Annotated in this window: 18 protein-coding genes and 1 tRNA gene; all 19 read right to left on the bottom strand. The window is 59.5% G+C overall.

The window, feature by feature from the left end:
* Positions 1–19 precede the first annotated feature (19 nt).
* Positions 20–1,093, bottom strand: coding sequence for an aspartate-semialdehyde dehydrogenase (locus OZX64_RS02095; RefSeq protein WP_277156297.1), 1,074 nt, complete (start codon positions 1,091–1,093; stop codon positions 20–22).
* Positions 1,094–1,448: 355 nt separating this feature from the next.
* The gene (locus OZX64_RS02090; RefSeq protein WP_277174933.1) at positions 1,449–1,991 is read right to left on the bottom strand and encodes an ACT domain-containing protein; all 543 of its coding nucleotides are present in this window, start codon (positions 1,989–1,991) and stop codon (positions 1,449–1,451) included.
* Positions 1,992–2,155: 164 nt separating this feature from the next.
* A complete protein-coding gene (locus OZX64_RS02085) occupies positions 2,156–2,920 on the bottom strand; it encodes an aspartate kinase (RefSeq protein WP_277157464.1) in 765 nt (254 codons plus the stop codon).
* A gap of 200 nt (positions 2,921–3,120) precedes the next feature.
* Positions 3,121–3,723: a recombination mediator RecR gene (gene recR / locus OZX64_RS02080; protein WP_277156298.1), complete on the bottom strand. Its 603-nt coding sequence runs from the start codon at positions 3,721–3,723 to the stop codon at positions 3,121–3,123.
* A 1-nt stretch (position 3,724) separates the two neighbouring features.
* Complete coding sequence (dnaX, locus tag OZX64_RS02075; protein WP_277173481.1) at positions 3,725–6,718, bottom strand: DNA polymerase III subunit gamma/tau; 2,994 nt, start codon at positions 6,716–6,718, stop codon at positions 3,725–3,727.
* 142 nt (positions 6,719–6,860) lie between these two features.
* On the bottom strand, positions 6,861–7,235 hold the full coding sequence (locus OZX64_RS02070) for an Rv3654c family TadE-like protein (RefSeq protein WP_277174932.1): 375 nt from the start codon (positions 7,233–7,235) through the stop codon (positions 6,861–6,863).
* A 350-nt stretch (positions 7,236–7,585) separates the two neighbouring features.
* On the bottom strand, positions 7,586–7,972 hold the full coding sequence (locus tag OZX64_RS02065; RefSeq protein WP_277173479.1) for a TadE family type IV pilus minor pilin: 387 nt from the start codon (positions 7,970–7,972) through the stop codon (positions 7,586–7,588).
* Between the two features lie 218 nt (positions 7,973–8,190).
* Positions 8,191–8,478, bottom strand: a complete 288-nt coding sequence (locus tag OZX64_RS02060) for a DUF4244 domain-containing protein (RefSeq protein WP_277156304.1) — start codon at positions 8,476–8,478, stop codon at positions 8,191–8,193.
* A 420-nt stretch (positions 8,479–8,898) separates the two neighbouring features.
* Positions 8,899–9,480, bottom strand: coding sequence for a tadC protein (locus OZX64_RS02055; protein ID WP_277173477.1), 582 nt, complete (start codon positions 9,478–9,480; stop codon positions 8,899–8,901).
* Between the two features lie 427 nt (positions 9,481–9,907).
* Positions 9,908–10,576: a hypothetical protein gene (locus OZX64_RS02050; RefSeq protein ID WP_277173475.1), complete on the bottom strand. Its 669-nt coding sequence runs from the start codon at positions 10,574–10,576 to the stop codon at positions 9,908–9,910.
* A 4-nt stretch (positions 10,577–10,580) separates the two neighbouring features.
* A complete protein-coding gene (locus OZX64_RS02045) occupies positions 10,581–11,573 on the bottom strand; it encodes an ATPase, T2SS/T4P/T4SS family (protein WP_277173474.1) in 993 nt (330 codons plus the stop codon).
* Complete coding sequence (locus tag OZX64_RS02040; protein WP_277173472.1) at positions 11,573–12,559, bottom strand: cobyric acid synthase; 987 nt, start codon at positions 12,557–12,559, stop codon at positions 11,573–11,575. Before OZX64_RS02040 ends, OZX64_RS02045 begins: the two co-directional genes overlap by 1 nt.
* 907 nt (positions 12,560–13,466) lie before the next feature.
* Positions 13,467–16,223, bottom strand: a complete 2,757-nt coding sequence (locus OZX64_RS02035; RefSeq protein ID WP_277156309.1) for a polyribonucleotide nucleotidyltransferase — start codon at positions 16,221–16,223, stop codon at positions 13,467–13,469.
* A gap of 314 nt (positions 16,224–16,537) precedes the next feature.
* Positions 16,538–16,807 carry a 30S ribosomal protein S15 gene (gene rpsO, locus OZX64_RS02030; RefSeq protein WP_277142331.1) on the bottom strand — a complete coding sequence of 90 codons (270 nt, stop codon included), beginning with the start codon at positions 16,805–16,807 and terminating at the stop codon, positions 16,538–16,540.
* Between the two features lie 376 nt (positions 16,808–17,183).
* Positions 17,184–17,870, bottom strand: a complete 687-nt coding sequence (locus OZX64_RS02025) for a hypothetical protein (RefSeq protein ID WP_277173470.1) — start codon at positions 17,868–17,870, stop codon at positions 17,184–17,186.
* Between the two features lie 198 nt (positions 17,871–18,068).
* Positions 18,069–18,203, bottom strand: coding sequence for a hypothetical protein (locus OZX64_RS02020; protein ID WP_277173468.1), 135 nt, complete (start codon positions 18,201–18,203; stop codon positions 18,069–18,071).
* A 185-nt stretch (positions 18,204–18,388) separates the two neighbouring features.
* Positions 18,389–18,459: transfer RNA gene (locus OZX64_RS02015), tRNA-Gly, on the bottom strand.
* 239 nt (positions 18,460–18,698) lie between these two features.
* Complete coding sequence (locus tag OZX64_RS02010) at positions 18,699–20,954, bottom strand: exo-alpha-(1->6)-L-arabinopyranosidase (protein ID WP_277173466.1); 2,256 nt, start codon at positions 20,952–20,954, stop codon at positions 18,699–18,701.
* Between the two features lie 342 nt (positions 20,955–21,296).
* A complete protein-coding gene (locus tag OZX64_RS02005) occupies positions 21,297–21,767 on the bottom strand; it encodes a holo-ACP synthase (protein WP_277174931.1) in 471 nt (156 codons plus the stop codon).
* Positions 21,768–21,795: the final 28 nt, after the last annotated feature.

The raw sequence follows: 21,795 nt of genomic DNA, 5'->3' as shown, positions 1-21,795 counted from the left end.
TCACATCTTCAACCGGCAACTACGCACCGAAATGCTTACGGGCCACGATTTCGGCCAATTCGACGGCGTTCAGGGCGGCGCCCTTGCGCAGGTTGTCGTTGGCGATGAAGAACGCCAGTCCCTTCTTGCCGTCGACGGCCTGGTCCTGGCGGATGCGCCCGACATAGCTCGGGTCGCGGCCCGCAGCCAGTTGCGGGGTCGGGATATCGGCCAGTTCGACGCCCGGCGCGTCCTTCAAGACCTCGCGAGCCATGTCAGGGGTGACGTCGCGCTCGAATTCGGCGTTGACGGACATGCCGTGAGCGGTGAACACGCCGACGCGCACGCAGGTGCAGGAGGCGGCAAGGTTCGGCAGATGCAGAATCTTACGGCTTTCATTACGCAACTTCTGTTCCTCGTCGGTCTCCTCGCTGCCGTCATCGACGATGGCACCGATGAACGGCACGGCGTTGAAGGCGATGGTGCGCACGACCTTGGTGGGCTTGGGGAAATCGATGGCGGAACCGTCGAAGACCAGCTTGTCGGCACCTTGGTCGACGGCGGCTTTGGCTTCGTTCATCAACTGCTCGACACCGGCGCGTCCGGCTCCCGAAACCGCCTGATAGGAACTGACAATCAGGCGCTTGAGGCCGAAGTGGGTATCGAGCGCCTTCAAGACGGGGATGCAGGCCATGGTGGTGCAGTTGGGATTGGCGACGATGCGGCGCGGGATGTCGTCGAGATCGTCGGGATTGGCCTCGGCCACGACCAGCGGCACGTCATCGTGCATGCGCCATTGCGAGGAGTTATCGATGACATAGGCCCCGGCCTCGGCGAATTTCGGTGCCCAGACCTTCGAAGTGCCGCCACCGGCGGAGAAAATCGCGATGTCGATGCCGCTCAGATCGGCCTTGGCCACGTCCTCGACCACAATGTCGCGGTCGCGCCATTTGAGCACGGTACCTGCGGAATGCGAGGAAGCCAGGAAACGCAAATTGTCAATGGGGAAATTCCGTTCGTCGAGCACGCGCCGCATGACCATGCCGACCTGGCCGGTGGCTCCCAGCACCGCGACATTGACCTTGCGCTGTTGGTTTTCGTTTGATTCGGCCATCTGTTTCCTCCCGTTTGGCGACCGTTCGCCCTTGGGCTCACACTGTCGCAACCTCATGAGATGTTCATCGCCCCGGTGCGCAAACATCACGAGGCGTTATGTGCCATATCATAGCGCGAGGTGCTACGTGACCGGGGCTGTATACGACTTTATGAGATATAGCGACCGACGGCATACGCCATAGGAGACATACCAGCGGGAATGTGCCGCCACAGGCAGTCGACGGTATCGGGGCGAACGCTGACCTCCATCCACGAGGTTCGAGGTACGGTTTCCCACTGACGGCAGCTCAGCAGATGCGCCCATTACTCAAGCGGACGGCATGGCCGGAATCCAACGCCGAACCGGGCAGCGCTCAGCGACCGGTACCCCCGTAAACCACGGCTTCCACCTGATCGGCGTCAAGGCCGTAAGCGGTGTGCAGGGCCCGCACGGCGTCATCGAGCTGATCAAGCGGAACGAGGGCCGCGATGCGAATCTCGGAAGTCGAAATCATCATCACGTTGATGTGCTTGTCGCTCAACGCCTCGAAGAACTTGGCGGCCAACCCGGAATGGGTTTTCATGCCCACCCCCACCACCGCGACCTTGCCGACCTCAGAATTGACGAAATAGGAGCCATAGCCCAGTTCGCCCTTTTTGTCGTCAAGCGCTTTCTCCACCGTTTTCACCGTGGCGTCCGGCACGGTGAAGGAGATGTCCGCCTTGCCGGTCGAGGCTCCGGCCTGCACGATCATGTCGACGTTGATACCGCTTTTGGCGAGCTCGGTGAACACGCGGGCCGCCATGCCGGGAACGTCGGGAACGCCGCGCACCGTGACCAGGGATTCGGTACGATCGTGCGCGACGCCGGAAATCACAGGGGTCTCGGGGCCGAGATCCGGGAAGATGTCGCCCATCGACTTGTTGTCGCTTGCGCCCGTTGCGTTTTGATCGCTGCGAAATAGGTCATCGTCTTTCGTGTTGTCGCTGCTCATTGTGTTTCCTTTGTTCTCTTGGCGTTGAAGTCTATGAAGATATGTTCTGTTCTCATTATCCGTGCAAACAGGCTCGTTGCAGGCCGTTAGTTCAGGTTCGGCAACGTTCGTGCATCGACGCCCTCCGGCACCACCAACGTGCCCATCCGGTGCGAGAACGAGCTGCGCACATGCAACGGCATATTGAAACGCTGGGCGTATTCGACGCAACGCAGGGCGAGGACCTTCGAACCGCAGGAGGCCATTTCGAGAATGGCATCGTAGCCGATGGACGGGATACGACGAGCGCTGGGTACGATACGCGGATCGGCGGTGAAAATACCGTCCACGTCGGTGTAGATCTCGCAGATATCGGCACCCATTGCCACTGCGAGCGCCACCGCCGAAGTATCGGAACCGCCGCGGCCCAACGTGGTGTAATCACCATCGGCGTTGATACCCTGGAATCCGGCGACAATGGCGATCTTGCCGTCGTGTACGACATGGGCCACACGCTCGGGCTTCACGGCTTTGATGTGCGCCGCGCCGAATTGGGCGTCGGTCATGAAACCTGCCTGGGAACCGGTGAATGAGTAAGCGCGTTCGCCGTCGGCGTGGATGGCCATCGCCAAAAGACTCATCGAGATACGCTCCCCTGCCGTCATCAGCATGTCCATTTCGCGGGCGGGAGGATTGGAATCGATGCTCATCGCCTGATCGATCAGGTCGTCGGTGGTGTCCCCCATCGCCGAAACGACGACGGCGACATTGTTGCCCTTACGTTTTGTCTCTACAATCCGCCTGGCGACGCGCTTGATGGACTCGGCGTCGGCCACAGAGGAACCGCCGTATTTCTGCACGATGAGCGCCACGATTTCACTTATCTCCCCCGGCAGATACATCGTAAAAGATGTATGCCGCCAAATCTCAGCCGGGCCACAGACGAAACGACGCAAAAAGCGCAGCATAACCCGTTCTTGCGGTCGACTTTTGACAGTAATGATTGCATTATATGCCAGTCTCCCGCCCGATTGGGCCACCTACCACCATGCGGGCATACGCTATTGAACGTTCAGGCTTCCTGCCGGCCTTCCAAGGCCCTTCCCAGCGTGATTTCATCCGCATATTCCAAGTCGCTGCCCACCGGCAGGCCGCTGGCAAGCCGCGTGACCCTGAGACCGAGCGGGGACAGCAGCCTGCTTAGGTAGGTGACGGTCGCCTCACCTTCGATGTTGGGATCGAGCGCCAGAATGATCTCCTTGACCTCATCGGTTTTGAGCCTGTCGAGCAGTTTGGGAATGGCCAGATCGCCGGGACCGACGTTGGCCATCGGATTGATGGCTCCTCCCAGCACATGGTAGACGCCATGGAACTCACGGGTACGCTCGATGCTCATCACGTCTTTCGGCTCCTCGACCACACAGATGATGGAGTGGTCACGGCGCGGATCCGAGCAGACCGGGCACGGACTCGTCTCGCATACATTGCCGCAGATCTCGCAGAAACGCACCTTCTCCTTGACCTCACGAATGGCGTCGGCGAGATCCTGCGCTTCCTCGTCACTGGCCGAAAGCAAATAGAACGCTATACGCTGGGCACCTTTGGGACCGATGCCCGGCAGGCGCGCGAAACCGTCGATAAGACGCTGTATCGCGCCATCATAAGCCAATGCCATCTTATCGCCTCTCCTCTTCGGGATGATTGTTGACCGGTTTGATGTTCTTGGGGTTCTTCGGATCGTCGGCCTTGAAACTCTCGACCTTTTTGACCTCGAAGAGCTTGGAGAGCTCATCCAAGCCCACCGCCGTGACATCGCCCAACGACTGGTCGTTCAGGGAATAATCATCATCCTCGGCCGCCACCCGTGGACGTTGTTCGGCATCATCGGCCAAATCGGCGTCCTGGAAACGTGCGGCCACGTCTCCTCTGTCATCGAGATTGACGCCAACGTTGCCCTTCGGGGCCACGGATTGCGGATGGGCATTACCTGATTGCGCATCAGCCGGATTCCCGTTACCATCCGTGCCGTTCGGCGAAACGGTAGGTTCCGGCGACCTCGTCTGCCATGCATTGACGGCAGGTGCCGGGTTGCGAGGCCCACCGTTGTTTCCTGACTGTCGGCCGGCCAAATCGCCTTCGGCACCCATTGCACCGGAACCGGAATCAGCTGCGGCTTGCCCAGACACAGGCGTGGCCCATGGGTCGATGCCATCGCTCAAATCAGGAACCGCGATATGCTTCTTGTGATGCTCGGCGGCATGGTTTGCCAATCCGTCGGCAGGTGCAGAATTACCCGCGCTATTGCCACCAAACTGTCGCGTGGCATTGTCACCGGAAATTCCGGTCTTTTGCCCGTTGACTGGACTTGAAGGCGCACCATTTGCGAAACCGGGCGCAGGCAACGGATTCATCCACGGATCGTAATCGTCGTCCATAGGATCCTGCGACCCGACGCCCATGGTCACCGGGTTAGCATGATCTTGCCCGTCATCTTGCCGAACCGCTGCGGATACACCTGCCCCCGCAGCATCAGCTTGCGATGAACCGTTGCCGTTTTCTATGCCAACGGCATCGGTCTGGCTTACGCTCTCACTTCTCCAGCCGTCCTCGTTTCCGCAATGCCCGACTCGATGAGAAGAATCATCGGATTCATCGGCGGCATCGGCGTCGGACTTCTTCTGTTCTTTGGGCGCCGAGGCGCTGTGGCCACTTTGCGCGCCGACCATGCCCAATCCGCCGGTCGCAGAGACTTTGGCAACCGCGATATCGCGCTTGACCTTGGCAAGCTCTTCAGGCTTCATACGCTTGGTGGAAATGACCCTTTCACCGTTTGCGGCCACACCAGTGGGAGCGATCATGGTGTGAGGCCCGAATACGGAGCGCACCCCATTCAACACCACATTGGCGGCCTTCTGGCCATTGTGCTCGGCATCGGAGGCAAGCGCCAAAGCAAAGGCATGCTGGCTCAGCGCACAGTCGAAAGTCATCGACAGACGAGATCTGCCGGCGTTGTTGGTCGCCAACGAAACCGTAGGCACCTTGTCGTGGGCAACGTATTCACGCACATCCTCCGGCAATGCCTTGAGCACGATGTCCCATTTTTGTTCGACCGTGGCATTCGGGTCGACGTTCACCTTTGCCGGTGCCGCGGCCTGAGTTCCTTGTTGCCGTTCAGGGCCGGAACCGGCTGTATTGGCTGCCATATTCGCAGCGGAAGAACGTTGATTCTGTTCTGTTCCGTTCTGTGCATTGCCTTGCCATCCGTGAGGTTCACCATTACCGGCAGACGTAGAAGCAGCACCACCGCCGGCAACCCGCCTATTGGCATTATTGCCAGCCTGCAGGTCTTGTGTTGCCGCGTTGGGACCGAAGCCTTGGGAAGCGGAGACAGGGCCGGTACTTGCCTGGCTATGATTCGCCGCATTCCTGCTCGAACCGATGAAGCCACCACGGCCACGCGCCGCATTGTTGCCTTGCCGAAGCCCGTTATTGCCTGCAGCAGGCTGCGACGAGCCCATATTCGCAGAGATGGAACCGGCTTGGGCCGCATTCGTCGCAAAACCGTTCTCGCGGCCGGCCAGCAGTTTCGCGGCCAAAAGCTCCAGACGCATACGAGGCGAGATCGCACCTGTCATACTGCCCAAGGTGTCGTTGATGGTCTCGGCCATCGCCGTAAGCGTCGCAAGTCCCAACGCTTTGGATTGGCGGTGCAGATCGCTCATATCCTCGACCGCGGAGTCGTCGCTCAACACGTTTTCCGCCTTCTCGCCACCAAGGGTGAGTACAAGAAGATCGCGGACACGGGCAAGCAGATCCTCCACGAACCGTCTGGGTTCGAAGCCGCCTACCACGACTTTCTCGACCACGGCGTAAAGCTTCTCACCGTCCTTGTCGATGACGGCGTCAATCGCCTCGCCGATAAGCTCGTCGGGGGTGAATCCAAGCAGCGCTACAGCGGAATCGTATGACACCTCGTTGTCGACGGCACCGGCCATCAGCTGGTCGAGTACGGAAAGCGTGTCGCGCACGGAACCACCGCCGGCACGCATGGTGAGCTTCAGCACGCCCGGTTCCAGCTCGATGTGCTCGTTGTCGCACACCTCCTCCAGATACGGCCCCATGACCTCAGGCGGCACCAGACGGAACGGATAATGATGAGTACGCGAGCGAATGGTCGAGATGACCTTGTCGGGCTCGGTGGTGGCGAAGATGAACATGACATGTTCCGGCGGCTCTTCCACAATCTTCAACAGGGCGTTGAACCCCTGCTGGGTGACCATATGGGCTTCGTCAAGGATGAAAATCTTATACCTGTCACGGGCCGGGGCGAATGCGGCACGCTCCCGCAGCTCACGGGCATCCTCGACGCCGTTGTGGCTGGCGGCATCGATCTCGACCACGTCGATCGAACCGGGACCGCCGGTGGCCAAGTCCTTGCAGCTTTCGCATTCGCCGCATGGGTGCGAGGTCGGGCCTTTGGCGCAATTGATGCACCGGGCCAATATGCGCGCGGAACTGGTCTTGCCGCAGCCCCTCGGCCCGCTGAAGAGGTAGGCATGGGTGAGCCTGCCTTCGTCCAACGCCCGGGAAAGAGGGACGGTGACCTGATCCTGCCCTATGATGCCATCAAATGTGTCTGGCCGATACCGTCGATACAATGCAAGTGCCATATCTCTAACCTACCTTCACCCGACTATCTTGACGTCGCCTGCAAGCAGAAACGTTCCCGCCGTATCCGCGGTCATCTGCCTGCCTATATCCTAAAGTCCGTCTGCCCGCCAACCCTCATACACGCCAGCGTTTCACCAACGCTCACGAACATTCTACCGGCCCGGCACGCGCCATGCGAGTGACCAGAGGTGTGAACGGAACCGCGGTTTTCACGCCGACCTTGACCGTGACATCTTCCTCATCCACCTGGCAGGTAACGAGGGATGCCTTGTTGAGTGTCGAGGCCAGTCTGGATTTGATGCACGGATCGAAATCACCGTCCCGCGCCGACGCCGCTCCTGCAATGGCGGCCTGGTCTGCGGCTGACCGGGCTTGGGAAATGCAGACCAGCAGATTACCACCCAAGGCAATCGCCGATAGAAGAATCGACGCAATGGCAATCAGCATCACACCATTGATGGTTCCAGATCCTTCATCACTCGTATGAAGAAGCCGGGAACGAGGCCGATCGACCAAACCAAGCGAACTGGAGGAATTGGCCGAATCCGCAGAACATGTTGCGTATGCTGAACCCGCCGAACCAGCCGAATTAGTTAAGCCAACCGAACCTACCGAACCTACCGAACCAATCGGACCCGTCGAATCAGCTGAACTAGCCGAACTAGCCGAACTGGCCGAACCGACAGAACCAATCGGACCCGTCGAATCAGCTGAACTAGCCGAACTAGCCGAACCGACAGAACCGACAGAACCGACACACCACGATTGCTTGATCGCTTCACAGCGATGCCTCCGACGTCGCAGCGGATCACTCGAATCGGCACACTTGGCCTTTTCTCCGTCCAGACGGCACTTTTCCCAATCCGTCATTGGACCACTCCCGTCGCTTTGCCGACCACGGCCATAGGCAAGACATGCATGGGATCAGGCACCACGCGACAGCTCACTGTCACCTTGACCTGCTTGAAACCTCTCGATATGGAGACGCTGGCATCGCCTCCGGCGGCATCTTGCGCGGCAAGACGGGCCTCGTAATCGCTTTTGGACACCACGGCCACACGCGCGGCTGCAGAGGCGGCATCCTGGCAGTTCATCTCCACCGTGACCGCCCTGGCCAGCATCATCAGCAGCACGGCCATCGCCATCACGGCCGGAAGCACCACAGCGAACTCGGCGGTGACGGCACCTTCGTCGCTGCCTATGCTCCGTCGAGCAGCGAAACAGCCGAAACGACGATGCCGGTTACTTGCCACATGAGCACGAAACCTCTGCGACAAACAACGTACATGCCTCAATGGAAGCCACTCCGCTCCGCCTTGTGTACCGGCCGTCATCGAAATGCGGCAGTTACGACAACGACGGCCAGTCGGCCCTTGCGATTGCATTTGTTGAAGTGTCATCTTGTTTGATTTCCTCTCTGCAACCCGCATCGTCCTTTCCTTTTCATTTCCATACCGGCAATCAAGAAGACTCAGACCACCTTGAGCGCCTTCTTGACCAACGCCATCAGCAGGGCCTTTACGGCGCCGGATTTGAGCAAAGCCACCAGCACCGCCGCGAATCCTGTTGCGGCGACAAGAACCACCGCGTATTCCGCCGTCGCCGCGCCTTCGTCAGGCTGCGCCATAACAGTGCGGAAACGGGCATCGAGCAGGCATAGCTGCCCTTTGACCTGCCTTGAGCGCTCGGAGAGACGAGAGGCAAAACCCGTGACGGCACCGGTGTTGTTTTGGTTGATAGTCATCAATTCTTTAGCCATGATTGCTCCTTTGATTTTTCGGAAATTTGTCATCGCAGCCGTTGCGGTTGCGATATCCTCAGTCTGACAGAAATGTCTCGTTTACCGTGAGGATTTCGGGTACTGTGGTCGGATGATAGCGGTTATGCACATTCCGGGCGTGTCGCACTTTTCATCCACCGAAAATGTGCATCGGATGTGGAACCCGGCAAAGATATCAACATCGCAAAACGAACGAAAAGGGACTGGTTGCAATAAGGACCGTTGGGCATCACCATGGTTCACGCATGATTGTTGAGCAATGCATTCATCCGATTCGACCATGCGGCCTGCCAGGCGCAGAGGTCCGAGCCCCGAGTCCCGAAAAGCGGTATCCAAGTTCGCCTCGTGCAACCGAACCCGAGTTCAAGGCAAGGGCAAACACCGTCCATCGGTATCAAATCAATGGCCGATGAAGGAACCTATGGCCGGGACGATGCCGATGAGCATGAATGACGGCAGAAAACAAAGACCCGTGGGCAAAAGAAGCCTGACCGAAAGCCTCTGGGCGGATTGCTCGATGGAGGCACGAGCCCTGGCATCCAATTGTTCGACCGCGCTTTCCAACGGTCCGACGGGCGATACACCGCGGACCCATGTGCTTTTCAAAGCATTGTCAATGACATTCAACGCCACGAGAGCGGCAACGACATCCTCCGAAAGTGAATCATCGTCGCCATCCTGCCGTTTTCGGGCATGTCTGCCTGCCGGAACAGACCGCCGCCTGCCATCATCTCCCGCCTTTCGGCAGGACAGGGAAGCGGCGAACCATGCATCCTCCCAGCTGAACCCAAGCATCAATGAGCGCGAAGCCCGGCAGAGTCCGTCTCCCAGCGTCCCGCCGACAATCGAGCCGATGACCTCGAGGGCGTGGGGAATCGACGAGCCTTCGCGCATGGCCACCGCCATCATCTCCAAAATAACCCCAAGCGACGGGCTGGCCGTAAAACCGCCATCCAAAGCCTTCAATTGTTTCGAAAGCATGCGCGCAGGCGAGCGCCATAAGATCCACGCCGCAGCCGCCAGACATCCTGAAACCAGTGCGTTCATCCTCGCCCACCTTTACTGTTGCGATACATTTCATATCACGGTTTTCACCGCTGTGTTCCCCCGGATTTCATCCGACATCCGCCCGCGAACCACGCGGCCTTCCATCATGGACTTACAAGGCTTACGAACGAGACCTCCGCAGCAGCCACGGCGAGACGCCCACAGTTCTCCCTGCGATTTCCGCAACGTCTGCACCTACGAATCTGCAACACCTGCAGATGCGGAACTCGCAGCACCTTTCCACTAGAAACTTGTTTACCTACGCCGCGAACGCCGCCTATAGAGCGACTTCCCTCCAACATTTCGCTACGTTTACGCCAATCGAAAGGAATCCGGCCACGTCCGTGCTCTTGATTCCCTTTCATGCTTCCACTTCGTTTTCGACTTCATCCACACCATCCATCAACGCTTTCATCCACAGCATTCCCAACACATACGTCCCCGTCCCCAACAGCAGACAGACCCGTCCTGCGGCGTTGCCGAAAAGAAACGCAATCGGTGCGGCACCCATCAATTGAGCCAGAACAAGCGTGGCCAGCGGCAATAGGGAGAGCAGCTTCACGGTGGAGCGCGGCACAGTAAAGGCATTGTCTTTCAGGTTCTTCATCATCCGGTTGCGCTTATAGGACGAAGCCACCGCATCGAGACAATGCGAAGCCTCACATCCGAGGGTTTTGCTGAGCCTGCAGGCCAGATCCAGTTCAATCGCCACCTGATCCGCCTGTGCCATTGTCTCCTTCGGCCCCAATTGCGCATATAGGATGCTCTGCAATTGCTCCAGATCCGGCATGGTAGCGGTTTCGCACAGCGGCTTGCCCCCCGTTTCGGCGAACGCCTCCTCAAGCGAACCGCCTGCTTTGACCGACGCCCTCAGCGCATCGACGCACGAGAGGACGCCGGCCTTATGCGTTTGCTCAGCCACAACGGAAGCCGACCCAAGCGCCCGGTGCTTGCCAGCCTTACGAGGCCAGCCAATGCAAAGCACAGCACACATCAGCAACAGTCCCGTCATCAATGCATAGAAGTCCATGGAATCACCCCGACCAATGCCTGGCGAAAGCACCCCATCCAGGGCCGGGAACCGGTATTCCCGAGCCATCCCAAGTCGCCATTGCCTCGCCGACAAAACGCTCGGAGTCCTTGGACAGCCGACCAATCTGAGCGATTCGCCGCCTGCCGTTGCAACGTTCAAGATGCAGGACGACATCAAAAGCCCCGGCGGCAAGCATCGTCAGAGCCGGCTGGCTGAGCCCGGCCAAAAGACCCAATGACACCAACCGGGAGGGCACACGGTCGACGCTGTCGGCGTGCAAGGTGACCATGCCTCCATGATGTCCCGAATTGAAGGCTCGCAGAAGATCGGCGATCTCCTCGCCTCGACATTCCCCCAGAATGATGCGGTCCGGACGCATGCGCAACGTGGCCTTCACCAATTCCGGCAAACCTATCGCCCCCGCGCCTTCCACATTGGCCTCGCGGGCAACCAAGGAAACGTGATTGCCTCGGCCGAGCGTACCCAATTCGCGGACTTCCTCGACGCTGACCACGCGTTCGGCAGGATCAGCTTGGGCGAGCAGGGCTTTCAGCAATGTGGTCTTGCCAGCTCCCGTCCCTCCGGTGATCAGTATCGTCGCGCGTTTGCTGACCAGCCCGCAAAGCAGAGGAAACCACGAAGAAGGAAACAAGCCCCGTGCCCCGAGACCGCTTAGTTGCGGAACCGTTCGGCTCGGGAAGCGTATCGAGATACTCGCACCCACCGGCACAATCGGCGCGATGACGGCATGGATACGAATGCCCTCGACGCTGGAAGCGTCGGCGATCGGGCAGGCATCGTCAAGCCGTTTACCCAGTTGGGCGCAGAGCTGGGTCGCGTATTCGCGAACGACCTGGGGCGAACGAAACGGCACCGCAGGGTGATACTCGCTCATGGTGCCACCCCGGTCGACCCACACCCGGCCCTCACAGGTCACGGCGATATCGGTCAGCGCGCGTTCATGCGACAATTCTTCGAGAGGCCCGAACATCATCACCGCTCACCTCCATCGACTGCGTCGCCGATGGCACGGGCCAACTCGTTCATCACCGCTCGATCGGCTTTCGTGGTTCTCAGCCCGAAACCTTCCAGCGCATCGCTAATTCTCGCACTGTTGGGACGTAAAGGCCCAAGGACCCGATGCCCCAAATACTCACTGGCCTCACCGACACCGACCACACCACGTCGCCGTGACGTTCCTCTCGGCTCGACGCCTACGATCGCCGCCAGATGCGGGGCTTCACCTCCCAGAGAATTCCGACCCTCACCCTCTTGAACGGCACAAGCCTTATGCGCTTGCGGCAACGACCGATTCGAGGACTCACAGGAATCATCACCGCCATCAGCACAACACACGTCATCTCGGCCAGGCAAGCCCATATGACCCGAAACCACCCTGCTGAGCAAGGCTTTGGCGCGGGCCAGACCAAGCACGGACAGTTCGGCCACGATGACGAAGGACGCGCGCTCAATGCCGGGAACCACACCAATGCCGATGCCCCGCGCACCGTCGACGAACACCAGATCCACACTCCGTCCCAAAGCCGCCATTGCAGCCTCGACCTCCCACCATTCCGGGATTTCGCTATTCCACGAATCGTAAGCCAGAACGGGAATGCCCTCCCAATGCGGAAGCCGCCTGCTCAGCACTTCGCCATCGATCTTGCCCAACGGCGCATTCAGGGTGCCGAATCGCAGGCCTTTATCGTTCTCAAGGCCCAGCAGAATATCGAGACCGCCTGCGCCAAAATCCGCATCCACCAATGCGGCGCTTCTGCCTCTGTCCTTGAACTGCAATGCAGTCAACGAGCAGAGCGCGCTCAGCCCCACTCCCCCGCTCGCCGAAAGGAAAACCACCGTCCGCTTAGCGAATGCATGGTCGGTATCGGCCCGGGTCTTCAGCGAATCTTTGGGTGAGCCGGGATCCCGCTCTTCCTTGAGACCATTGTGCCCGGTAGATGCCTCGTCCGTCTTCTTCACTCGCAGCAGCGCAGGTTGTGTAAACCTCGATGCCGTTTGTGCAACGGCCTGAGGGCAAGGGGTCATGATGCCCCGGGCCGAGGCAGGACGGGGCATCGGGGCAGCCATGGGCAAAGCCGACAGATTGAATTCCCCGGCCCCGCCCGGCCTTGCTTGTCTAGGCAAACCTTCGCCAATCGCTACGGGACTCCGCAGTGGCGCCACAGAGGCTTTCAACGGCAAATCAGGTGCGTTCAAAGCCTGAGGCGAACGCGGCAATTCAAGCACTGGTCTCGGGCGACGCAAGCGACACGGCCGAGGTTTCGCACATTCCGGCGACCTTGCCGGGGGCGGAATCTCGCAACTCGCCGTCGGAGGCGTCGGCAGCCGTAATCTCTCGATAGGCCTTCCCCTCACCTCTGCCGGCAACAATATTCTTTTATGCCGGGCGAAGGGTGCATTCACTCGGTTTGGCCTTGCAATCAATAGCGTATTGTTCATATACCTATTCAATCCACTTGCAGGCCGGTAATGCAAGCTGAAACGGGTACTGTGGTCGAATGATAGGGGTTATCCACATTTGAGGCGTGTCGCGGGATGAACCGTCCAACAGTGCACATTCATCCACACCAAACAAATCAAATCATCATAAAACATCAAAAGTTCTTATATTTTGATCAATGCGACACGCGATACATGGCCCTAGCGGCAAAGCAGAAGCACGATAACGAGATTAAAGCTGCACGACACCACCATTAGCACACCACCATCGGCGATCGGCGATCCGGCAAATCATCAAATCACCTCCGTAGACCTCCCTCATAAACGAACTGGCCTGCAACCCAATCAAGCAGGTTGCAGGCCAGTTATCAGCTATCGAGCGTTTGAGCGATCATCGGATTGAATCAGCCAAACGCCAAACCGTCAATCAGTCATCGAACGGATCGAAATCACGGCGAACACGGCGGCGCGGACGCTCGCTGCGTTCTTCGCGGTCCTCACGATACTCGTCATAATGATCGTCGGTCGCATACCGAGGGTTGCGATCGTTGCGGCGAGCGCCACCACGGTGCCCCTCACGACGATTGGATCGACGGTAATCATCGCGGTCCTCACGCTCAGAACGACGGCGACGCGGACGATCATCGAAATCAACATCGTCATCACGCACATCACGATCGTCGCGATCATGGCCGCGACGGTCATCACGATCGGAACGACGACGGTCGTCACGGTCCTCACGCTCAGAACGACGGCGACGCGGACGATCATCGAAATCAACATCGTCGCGATCCTCGCGGTCCTCACGGCCACGGCCGGAACGACGGTCCCTTCGATCGTCACGATCATCATGATGGCGACGCTCCTCGCGGTCCTCATGGTCGCGGTCATGGTCACGATGGCCGCGATAGCCGCGTCCGCCGCGATCGTCGTGGTCACGACGCGAGCCACGGCCACCGCCGCGCGGCGAGGATTCCTGATCTTCGAAACCGGGGATGGCCAGCGAGATCTTGCCGCGGTCGTCGACGCCCTGGACGGTCACCTCAACGGTATCGCCTTCCTTCAGCACGTCTTCGACGGCGTCGATGCGCTCGCCGTTGGTCAAGTTGCGGATCTGTGAGATGTGCAGCAGACCGTCGGTGCCGGGCGTGAGGTTGACAAACGCGCCGAAGCTCGTGGTCTTGACAACCTTGCCGTTGAAGTTCTCACCGACGGCGGGAACATGCGGATGCGCGATGGCGTCGATGGTCGCCTTGGCCTTCTCGGCCCCGTCGCCGCCCTCGGAGGCGATGTAGATGGTGCCGTCGTCCTCAACAGAGACGTCAGCGCCGGTCTCTTCCTGAATCTGGTTGATCATCTTGCCCTTGGGCCCGATGATCTCGCCGATCTTGTCGACCGGGACGGTGGTGGTGATGATGCGCGGGGCGTACGGGCTCATCTCGGCCGGGGCGTCGATGCACTCGTTGATGACCTCGAGGATCGTGGTGCGGGCTTCCTTCGCCTGCTGCAGTGCGGCCGCCAGAACGTCGGCGGGGATGCCGTCGAGCTTGGTGTCGAGCTGAAGCGCGGTGATGAATTCGGAGGTGCCGGCGACCTTGAAGTCCATGTCGCCGAACGCGTCCTCGGCACCCAGGATGTCGGTCAGGGTCTTGTAGATGTGCTTGCCGTCGACGTCACCGGAGATGAGGCCCATCGCGATGCCCGCGACCGGAGCCTTCAGCGGAACACCCGCGTCGAGCAGCGAAAGCGTGGAGGCGCAGACGGAACCCATGGAGGTCGAGCCGTTGGAGCCAATGGCCTCGGAGACCTGACGGATGGCGTACGGGAAGTCTTCCTTGCTGGGCAGCACCGGCACGAGCGCCTTTTCGGCAAGCGCACCATGGCCGACCTCGCGGCGCTTCGGGGAGCCCACGCGGCCGGTCTCACCGGTCGAATACGGCGGCATCTCGTAATTGTGCATGTAACGCTTGGTGGACGGTCCGGAGATGGCATCAAGCGTCTGCTCCATCTTCAGCATGTTCAGCGTGGTGACGCCCAGGATCTGGGTCTCGCCGCGCTGGAAGAGCGCGGAACCGTGCACGCGCGGCACGATGCCGACCTCGGCGGAAAGCGTGCGGATATCGCGCAGGCCACGGCCATCGATGCGGAAGTCCTCCGTCAGAACGCGACGGCGCACGATCTGGCGCTGCAGTTCCTTGAAGGCGTTGCCGAGTTCCTTTTCCTTCTCGGCGTCGTCCATATCGGTGAATTCGTCGGCGAGCTTAGCGCGAACGTCTTCCTTGATCTCGTGGATGCGCTCCTGGCGCGGCAGCTTGGCCGCGATGGACAGGGCATCGTTGAGGTCGGCATGGGCGATTTCATCGATGCGCTTGTACAGTTCGTCCGTATATTCCGGGAAGAGCTGGAATTCCTTGTCGTTCTGCTTACCGGCCTTCTCCTTGAGCTCGTTCTGAGCCTCGCAGATGACCTTGATGAACGGCTTGGCGGCTTCAAGGCCACCGGCCACGACTTCCTCATCCGGCTTGATCTGACCCTCGTCATAGATGAGGTTCCAGGCGTTCTTGCCGGCGCCGGCCTCGATCATGGCGATGGCGACGTCGCCGTTTTCAACGACACGGCCGGCCACGACGATCTCGAAGACGGCGCGCTCACGCTCGCTCCAACGCGGGAAGGCGACCCACTGGCCGTCGACCAACGCCAGACGCACACCGGAAACCGGGCCCTCGAAGGGCAGGCCGGAGATCATGGTGGATGCGGATGCGGCGTTCAAAGCGATCATGTCGTAGGCATCGTCCGGGTTGCAGGCAAGCACGGTCTCGACGACCTGTACCTCGTTGCGCAGCGTGTGCGGGAAGAGCGGACGCAGCGGACGGTCGATGATACGGCAGGCCAGGATGGCGTCGTTCGACGGGCGGCCTTCACGACGGAAGAACGAGCCCGGGATCTTGCCGGCGGCGTACATCTTCTCTTCCACATCGACGGTCAGCGGGAAGAAATCATAGTTTTCCTTCGGGCTGCTTCCGGCGGTGGTGGTCGAAAGGACCATCGAATCATCATCGAGGTAGGCGGCTACGGCGCCGTCCGCCTGCTGGGCCAGACGGCCCGTTTCGAAGCGCAAGGTGCGCTTGCCAAATGTTCCATTGTCAATAACGGCCTCTACGGCCTTGATTTCGGGACCCTCCAAGGGTTCCTCCTTTGTTTAATTTCTACTATCCAACATACTGCAAAATGCTTTTGTCAACATCCGACCCCTGTCTTTTTGTGTAAGGCTTACCTGGCCTCTACCAACGTTGGCGACGGCACATTGACTTTCACTTCTCAGTCTGAAGCAGCATTGCCGGCAATCATGCCGGAACACATATCCAGTTCTTTCAATTATCGACCCTCACCTTAGGGCCGTCGGTTTTCAACACCAGCGAACATCGTGAGACGGGCTGCCCCGTCCTGTCCAATCAGACCTCTGAAAAAGCCCGAGCACGGGGCCCGGGCATACAACAGCTATCGACGAAGACCAAGACGCTCGACCAAGGAGCGATAGCGATTGATATCGACCTTCTTCAGATAGTTGAGAAGACGACGACGATCGCCGACCATCAACAGCAGGCCACGACGAGAGTGGTTATCGTGCTGGTGGGTCTTCAGGTGCTCGGTCAGATCGGAGATACGCTTGCTCAGCAGCGCAACCTGAACCTCGGGAGACCCCGTGTCGCCTTCGTGCGTCGCATACTTGGTTACGATCTCATGCTTTTCTTCAGCCGTAAGTGCCACGGCATCCTCCTTATAGTTGCTGCGCGGTGCCATCGGCGTTATGCCGAAGCGCTCTCTATCCGCGGGCGAGTACACGCCAAGTTTCTAGTATAGGAATAGGTAGGGATGAATAGACATTCATGTTTTCATCAACAGTCATCACCCCGATATCTGACTATCTGTCGAGCTGTCGCGAACCGGAACGATGCGATGAAAATCAACGAACCAGCCTCCGAATCATGAGAATGCTCGCATCACCGACTGAACCTGCGAGGAAAATCAGCAAAAACACCAATAAATCCTGATTTTCATCGCATCTTCATTTGGACTTGCGATGAAAATCAAGAATCTGGGGCGAAAATGCTGATTTTCATCGCAAGATCGAAATCGATATGCGTCACACGGCAGCGAGCAGGCCGCTGAAGAGGACGATCAAGAGGGCGATGCCTTCGATGACAAAGTACAGGAGGAACGAAGCCCAGCTACGCGTCAGGACGTTGAGCGGCGAGTCCTTCTTGATGCAGACCAGCAGGCCCACGAAAAGAATCGCATAGACGCCCGCCGCAACCAACGCCGCGATGATGCCGAGGTTCGCCGCGTTCGGCAGCGTGGCCGAGGAACCGTACATGACGTAGGTGGAGTACCAGAATTGGAATTTCAAAAGCGAGACACCTGCAATCAGCTGCTCGAAAGCCAGCAGAAGCAGGAAAAGAACACGCCACAGCCAGGAATGTGCCTCAACAAAGGAAAGCGCAAACGTGGCGAGGGCGAAGACGGTGACCGCCCACGAGACCAGCGCGACGCCCTGCGGCGCGAACGGGCTCAGAAGCCCAACTACCTGGGCAGTGTGACGCACCGCGAGTACACGCCCGAACCAATACGGAGCAATGAGAGCGACCAGCAGAATAACCAGATAGACCACCCAACGCATGGGGCGGAACTGGCTGCGTTTGATGTCGGCCAAGGAGAGGTCGGTCTGCGGTATGGAGGCTTCGGGATGTTTGGAAACGCTGACCTTCTCGACCTTGCCTCCGACAATTTCGACAGCCTCGTTGCCCTTGAGTTCCTTGGTTTCCTTGCCCATCTGCCACGCCTCACTGGTTCGTCCGGGCATATCCGGACATGCCCGTATCCACCCAAATTACATACGTGAAAACACTATACCTCCCGGATGAGAAATGCAGAAAGCCAACCAAAACACACCGCGGACACAAGACGATGGACGTCACGCCGGCGGCAACCGGACGGAACCACGCCATCGACCGCCACCTTCGAACATGCCCTACGGCAACGCAGAAGTGCCGGCGCCGGGACGTCCGGCAAAACGACGAGCGCCGAGATGACGACACCATTCACCTCGCCACCCGTTCTGGCCGACAGACCTGTCACCGACATCGAACGTAGCGATGCCCGTCAATACTCTCCTTGCCATCTCGAAACACTTCGCACGCGGCGGCTCGGCTCTTCGAAACCAGCCAACAGCATTTGCCTTCACAAGATGACACACACAAGAACACCGAGACGAAATACCGGGAGCGAAAACGACCGTTTTATGGGCTTTAAAAAACTGGAATCTCAACGTTTTGGCGACTTTGCCGAGAGAGCGGATGACGGGAATCGAACCCGCGTAATCAGTTTGGAAGACTGAGGCTCTACCATTGAGCTACATCCGCGTGCCGTTGACACGAGACCCGGAGTCTCGCAAAACAACGACTTTCAGTATACACGAGGCATGGAATTGGCGACACCACCCGTTCCGCGCCCAATCCACGTTCTTCCTAACTTCGAATTCCGGAGCGCCGTCCCAGCGATAACAAGCAACCATTACACAACAGGCGTGCCATCCGCGACCAACAGCAGATGACACGCCCTGATTCATGCACTCAGCGATTGCCAGAGCGCGATGCCGGCGTTATTTCGTGGCACTGGCATATTCGGCCTTGAGCTCCTTGGCGAGAGCCTCGGCCACATCGGCACCGAGCAGCATCGACATGCCGCCGACCGGGCTGCTGTCGAGGAACATCACGATCAGCTGGCTGTCGGGGATGATGGCGTGGCCGAACTGCTGGCTGAGCTTCTCCACGACACGATCGACAATGGGGCCTCCGACCGGGTCTTCCTTCCATTCCTTGAACGTGGACCACTCGGTAAGCTGGGCGGTCTTGCCGTCATCGTCAAGGTCGACGGACACGGTGTCGGCGATGTCGCGCGAGGAGGTGGCGACCTCGATCTTGTATTCGCCTTCCTCGACCTTCCAGTCGCTGAAACGCTCGGACCAGTAGGCGAACGCGCGCGAATCCAGATCCACACTGACCTCGGCGGACTCGCCGGGCTTCAGATAGACCTTCTTGAAGCCCTTGAGTTCGTGGACCGGGCGTGCGACGGACTCGGCGGGCGGGACGACGTAGAACTGCACGACCTCGGCACCGGCCATCGAGCCCGTGTTCTTCACCGTGGCGGTGACGCGAGCGGACTGCGGGCCAGTCTTCTCCGCCGTGGCGTGCGAGACCTCGAACGTGGTGTAGCTCAGGCCGTAGCCGAACGGATAGGCGACCGGCTTGTGGAAGGTGTCGTAGTAACGGTAGCCGACGAAAACGCCTTCGCCGTAGTCGACATGGCCTTCCTCGCCCGGCCAGTTCATCATGGTCGGATCGTCGTCCAGATCGTTGATGATGGTCTGGGCGAGCTTGCCGGACGGGTTCGCGTCGCCGAAGACGATGTCGGCGGTGGCGGCGCCGCCGGCCTGGCCCAGCAGCCATGCCTCGAGAATGGACTTGGCATCATCGGCCCACGGCATGGAGACCGAGGATCCGTTGGAAAGGATGACCACGACGTTCTTGTTTGCCGCGGCAACGGCCTTCAGCAGCTCGACCTGCTTGGCAGGAATATCGAGCGAGGTGCGGTCGAAGCCCTCGGATTCGTAGGAGGCGGGAAGCCCGAGGAAGAGCAGCACGGTATCGGCACCCTTGGCAGCATTGACGGCCTCATCGGTCAACGCCGGGTCCTGCTCATCGTCATCGAGCGTGAAGCCGGGCGCGAAGGCCGCGTCGACGCCGCGATCCTTCAATGCGTCGAGGAAACTGGTGAGCTTGTTCGGGTTGATCAGCGACGAACCGGCACCCTGATAACGCGGGGTGCGGGCGAACTCGCCGACCACCGCCAGCTTGGTGCCGGGGGCTACCGGCAGCAGGCCATCCTCGTTCTTCAACAGGACCATGGCCTCGCGGGCGGCGCGACGGGCGACATCATCATGCGCGTCGACATCATAGCGATAGCCGGCCTTGCCCTTTTCCATAGCGGGACGGGTCTTTGAGACGAGGTCGATCATGCCTTGCGCCATGGCCTCGAGCTGCTCGGGCTTGATCTCACCGTCGCGCACCGCATGCACGATCTGCTCGTCGGTGCCGGTCGGCGGCATCTCGAGGTTCAGACCGGCGTTGAGTGCGGCCACACGGTCGTGGTCGGCGCCCCAATCGGACATCACGATGCCTTTGAAGCCCCACTCCCCGCGCAGCAAATCGGTCAAGAGCCAGTGGTTCTCGGAGGAATAGACGTTGTTGATCTTGTTGTAGGAGCACATCACCGTCCACGGCTGGGCGGTTTTGATGATGTGCTCGAACGCCGGCAGGTAAATCTCTCGCAGCGTGCGGTCCGACATGTTCGCGCTCACACGCAGGCGGTCGGTCTCCTGGTTGTTGGCCGCGAAGTGCTTGAGCGACGTGCCGATACCCTTGGACTGGATGCCTTCGACCTCGCCTACGGCTTCATGGCCTGCCAAGTACGGGTCTTCGCTCCAGAATTCGAAGCAACGGCCGCCCAAAGGGTTGCGCTTGATATTGATGCCGGGTCCAAGGATGACGGCGACCTGCTCCTGAATGCACTCCTCGCCCATGGCTTCTCCGGTTTCGCGCACCAGGTCCGGGTTCCAGCTCGACGACATGCCCGCTGCAGGCGGGAAGCAGGTCGCGGGGACGGCCTTGTCGACGTCCATGCCCTCGAGATTCTGTGCCTTGCGCAGTCCGTGAGGCCCGTCGGTGATCGTGTAGTTGGGCAGTCCCTTCTCGGGCACCGAACCGATGCTCCACGGGTTGGTGCCACTGGTCAGCGCCGCCTGCTCTTCTACGCTCAAGTCCCCGGCACTCGTTACCGGTGTTGTCTGATTGGTCATTGCGCAACCTTTCTTTATCGTCGCTTGTCTCATCACTGAGGCAAGCACCACGCCTATGTTCTTTCAGTTATCGCCGATCGGCCATTCCTGAGTTTCAGGACAACCGCTGAGTTACCGACCGGTAGGTAGCTACATGTTAACACAATCAGTCATCCTCGATACCATACAAAACGCTCTTCATCGCACACCGCCGGGAAGTGCTGCCACCAGGAAGGAACGCGATCTGCCAAAGCGATACATTCGCGTCCATCCCGGTAGATATCCGTGTCGGCAATGGCCTTTCAGTAATCGCAGACCCCTGGCTTTCGCCGATCCCATCACGATGACGCGATACGGTTCCCTCTATCGCGATTCATGCCCGATCCCGGCATCGCGCACCAACAGCGCAACGGCCGACGCAATCGGCCCATCGTGGCTTAAGGACACATGCCAACGCAACGAATCCCCCATCCCCAACGACTCCTGCAACTGCGCGTCGCACGCGGGAGCCAAAACGACATGCGGCCGCGAACGCGAATCATCGAGAATCTCGATCAATCCCCACGGAAAATCGTCAAGCGTGTATGGATTCGGCCGGCCACCCAGAGCCTCGCACCAGGCCTTGAGCACGGCTTCCTTGCCTGCCCAGCGAACGGCCAGATGCGCGGCCTCGCCATCGTGTTTGACCTTGGCGCGTAAGGCGGACTGCCTTAGCTCGCGCGCGGAGAACAGCCGCCTGCCCTGCGAGCCCGGCTGATCCAACTGCTCGGCGAACGCCGCAATATCGACAACATCGTGCCCCATCCCGAGCACGGCAGAACCATACGGTCGCATACCGCCGTCTTTCTCTACGCCAATCACG

This window comes from Bifidobacterium sp. ESL0704, assembly GCF_029392075.1.
Lineage (GTDB): Bacteria > Actinomycetota > Actinomycetes > Actinomycetales > Bifidobacteriaceae > Bifidobacterium.
This window is presented reverse-complemented; position numbering and strand designations above follow the sequence as displayed.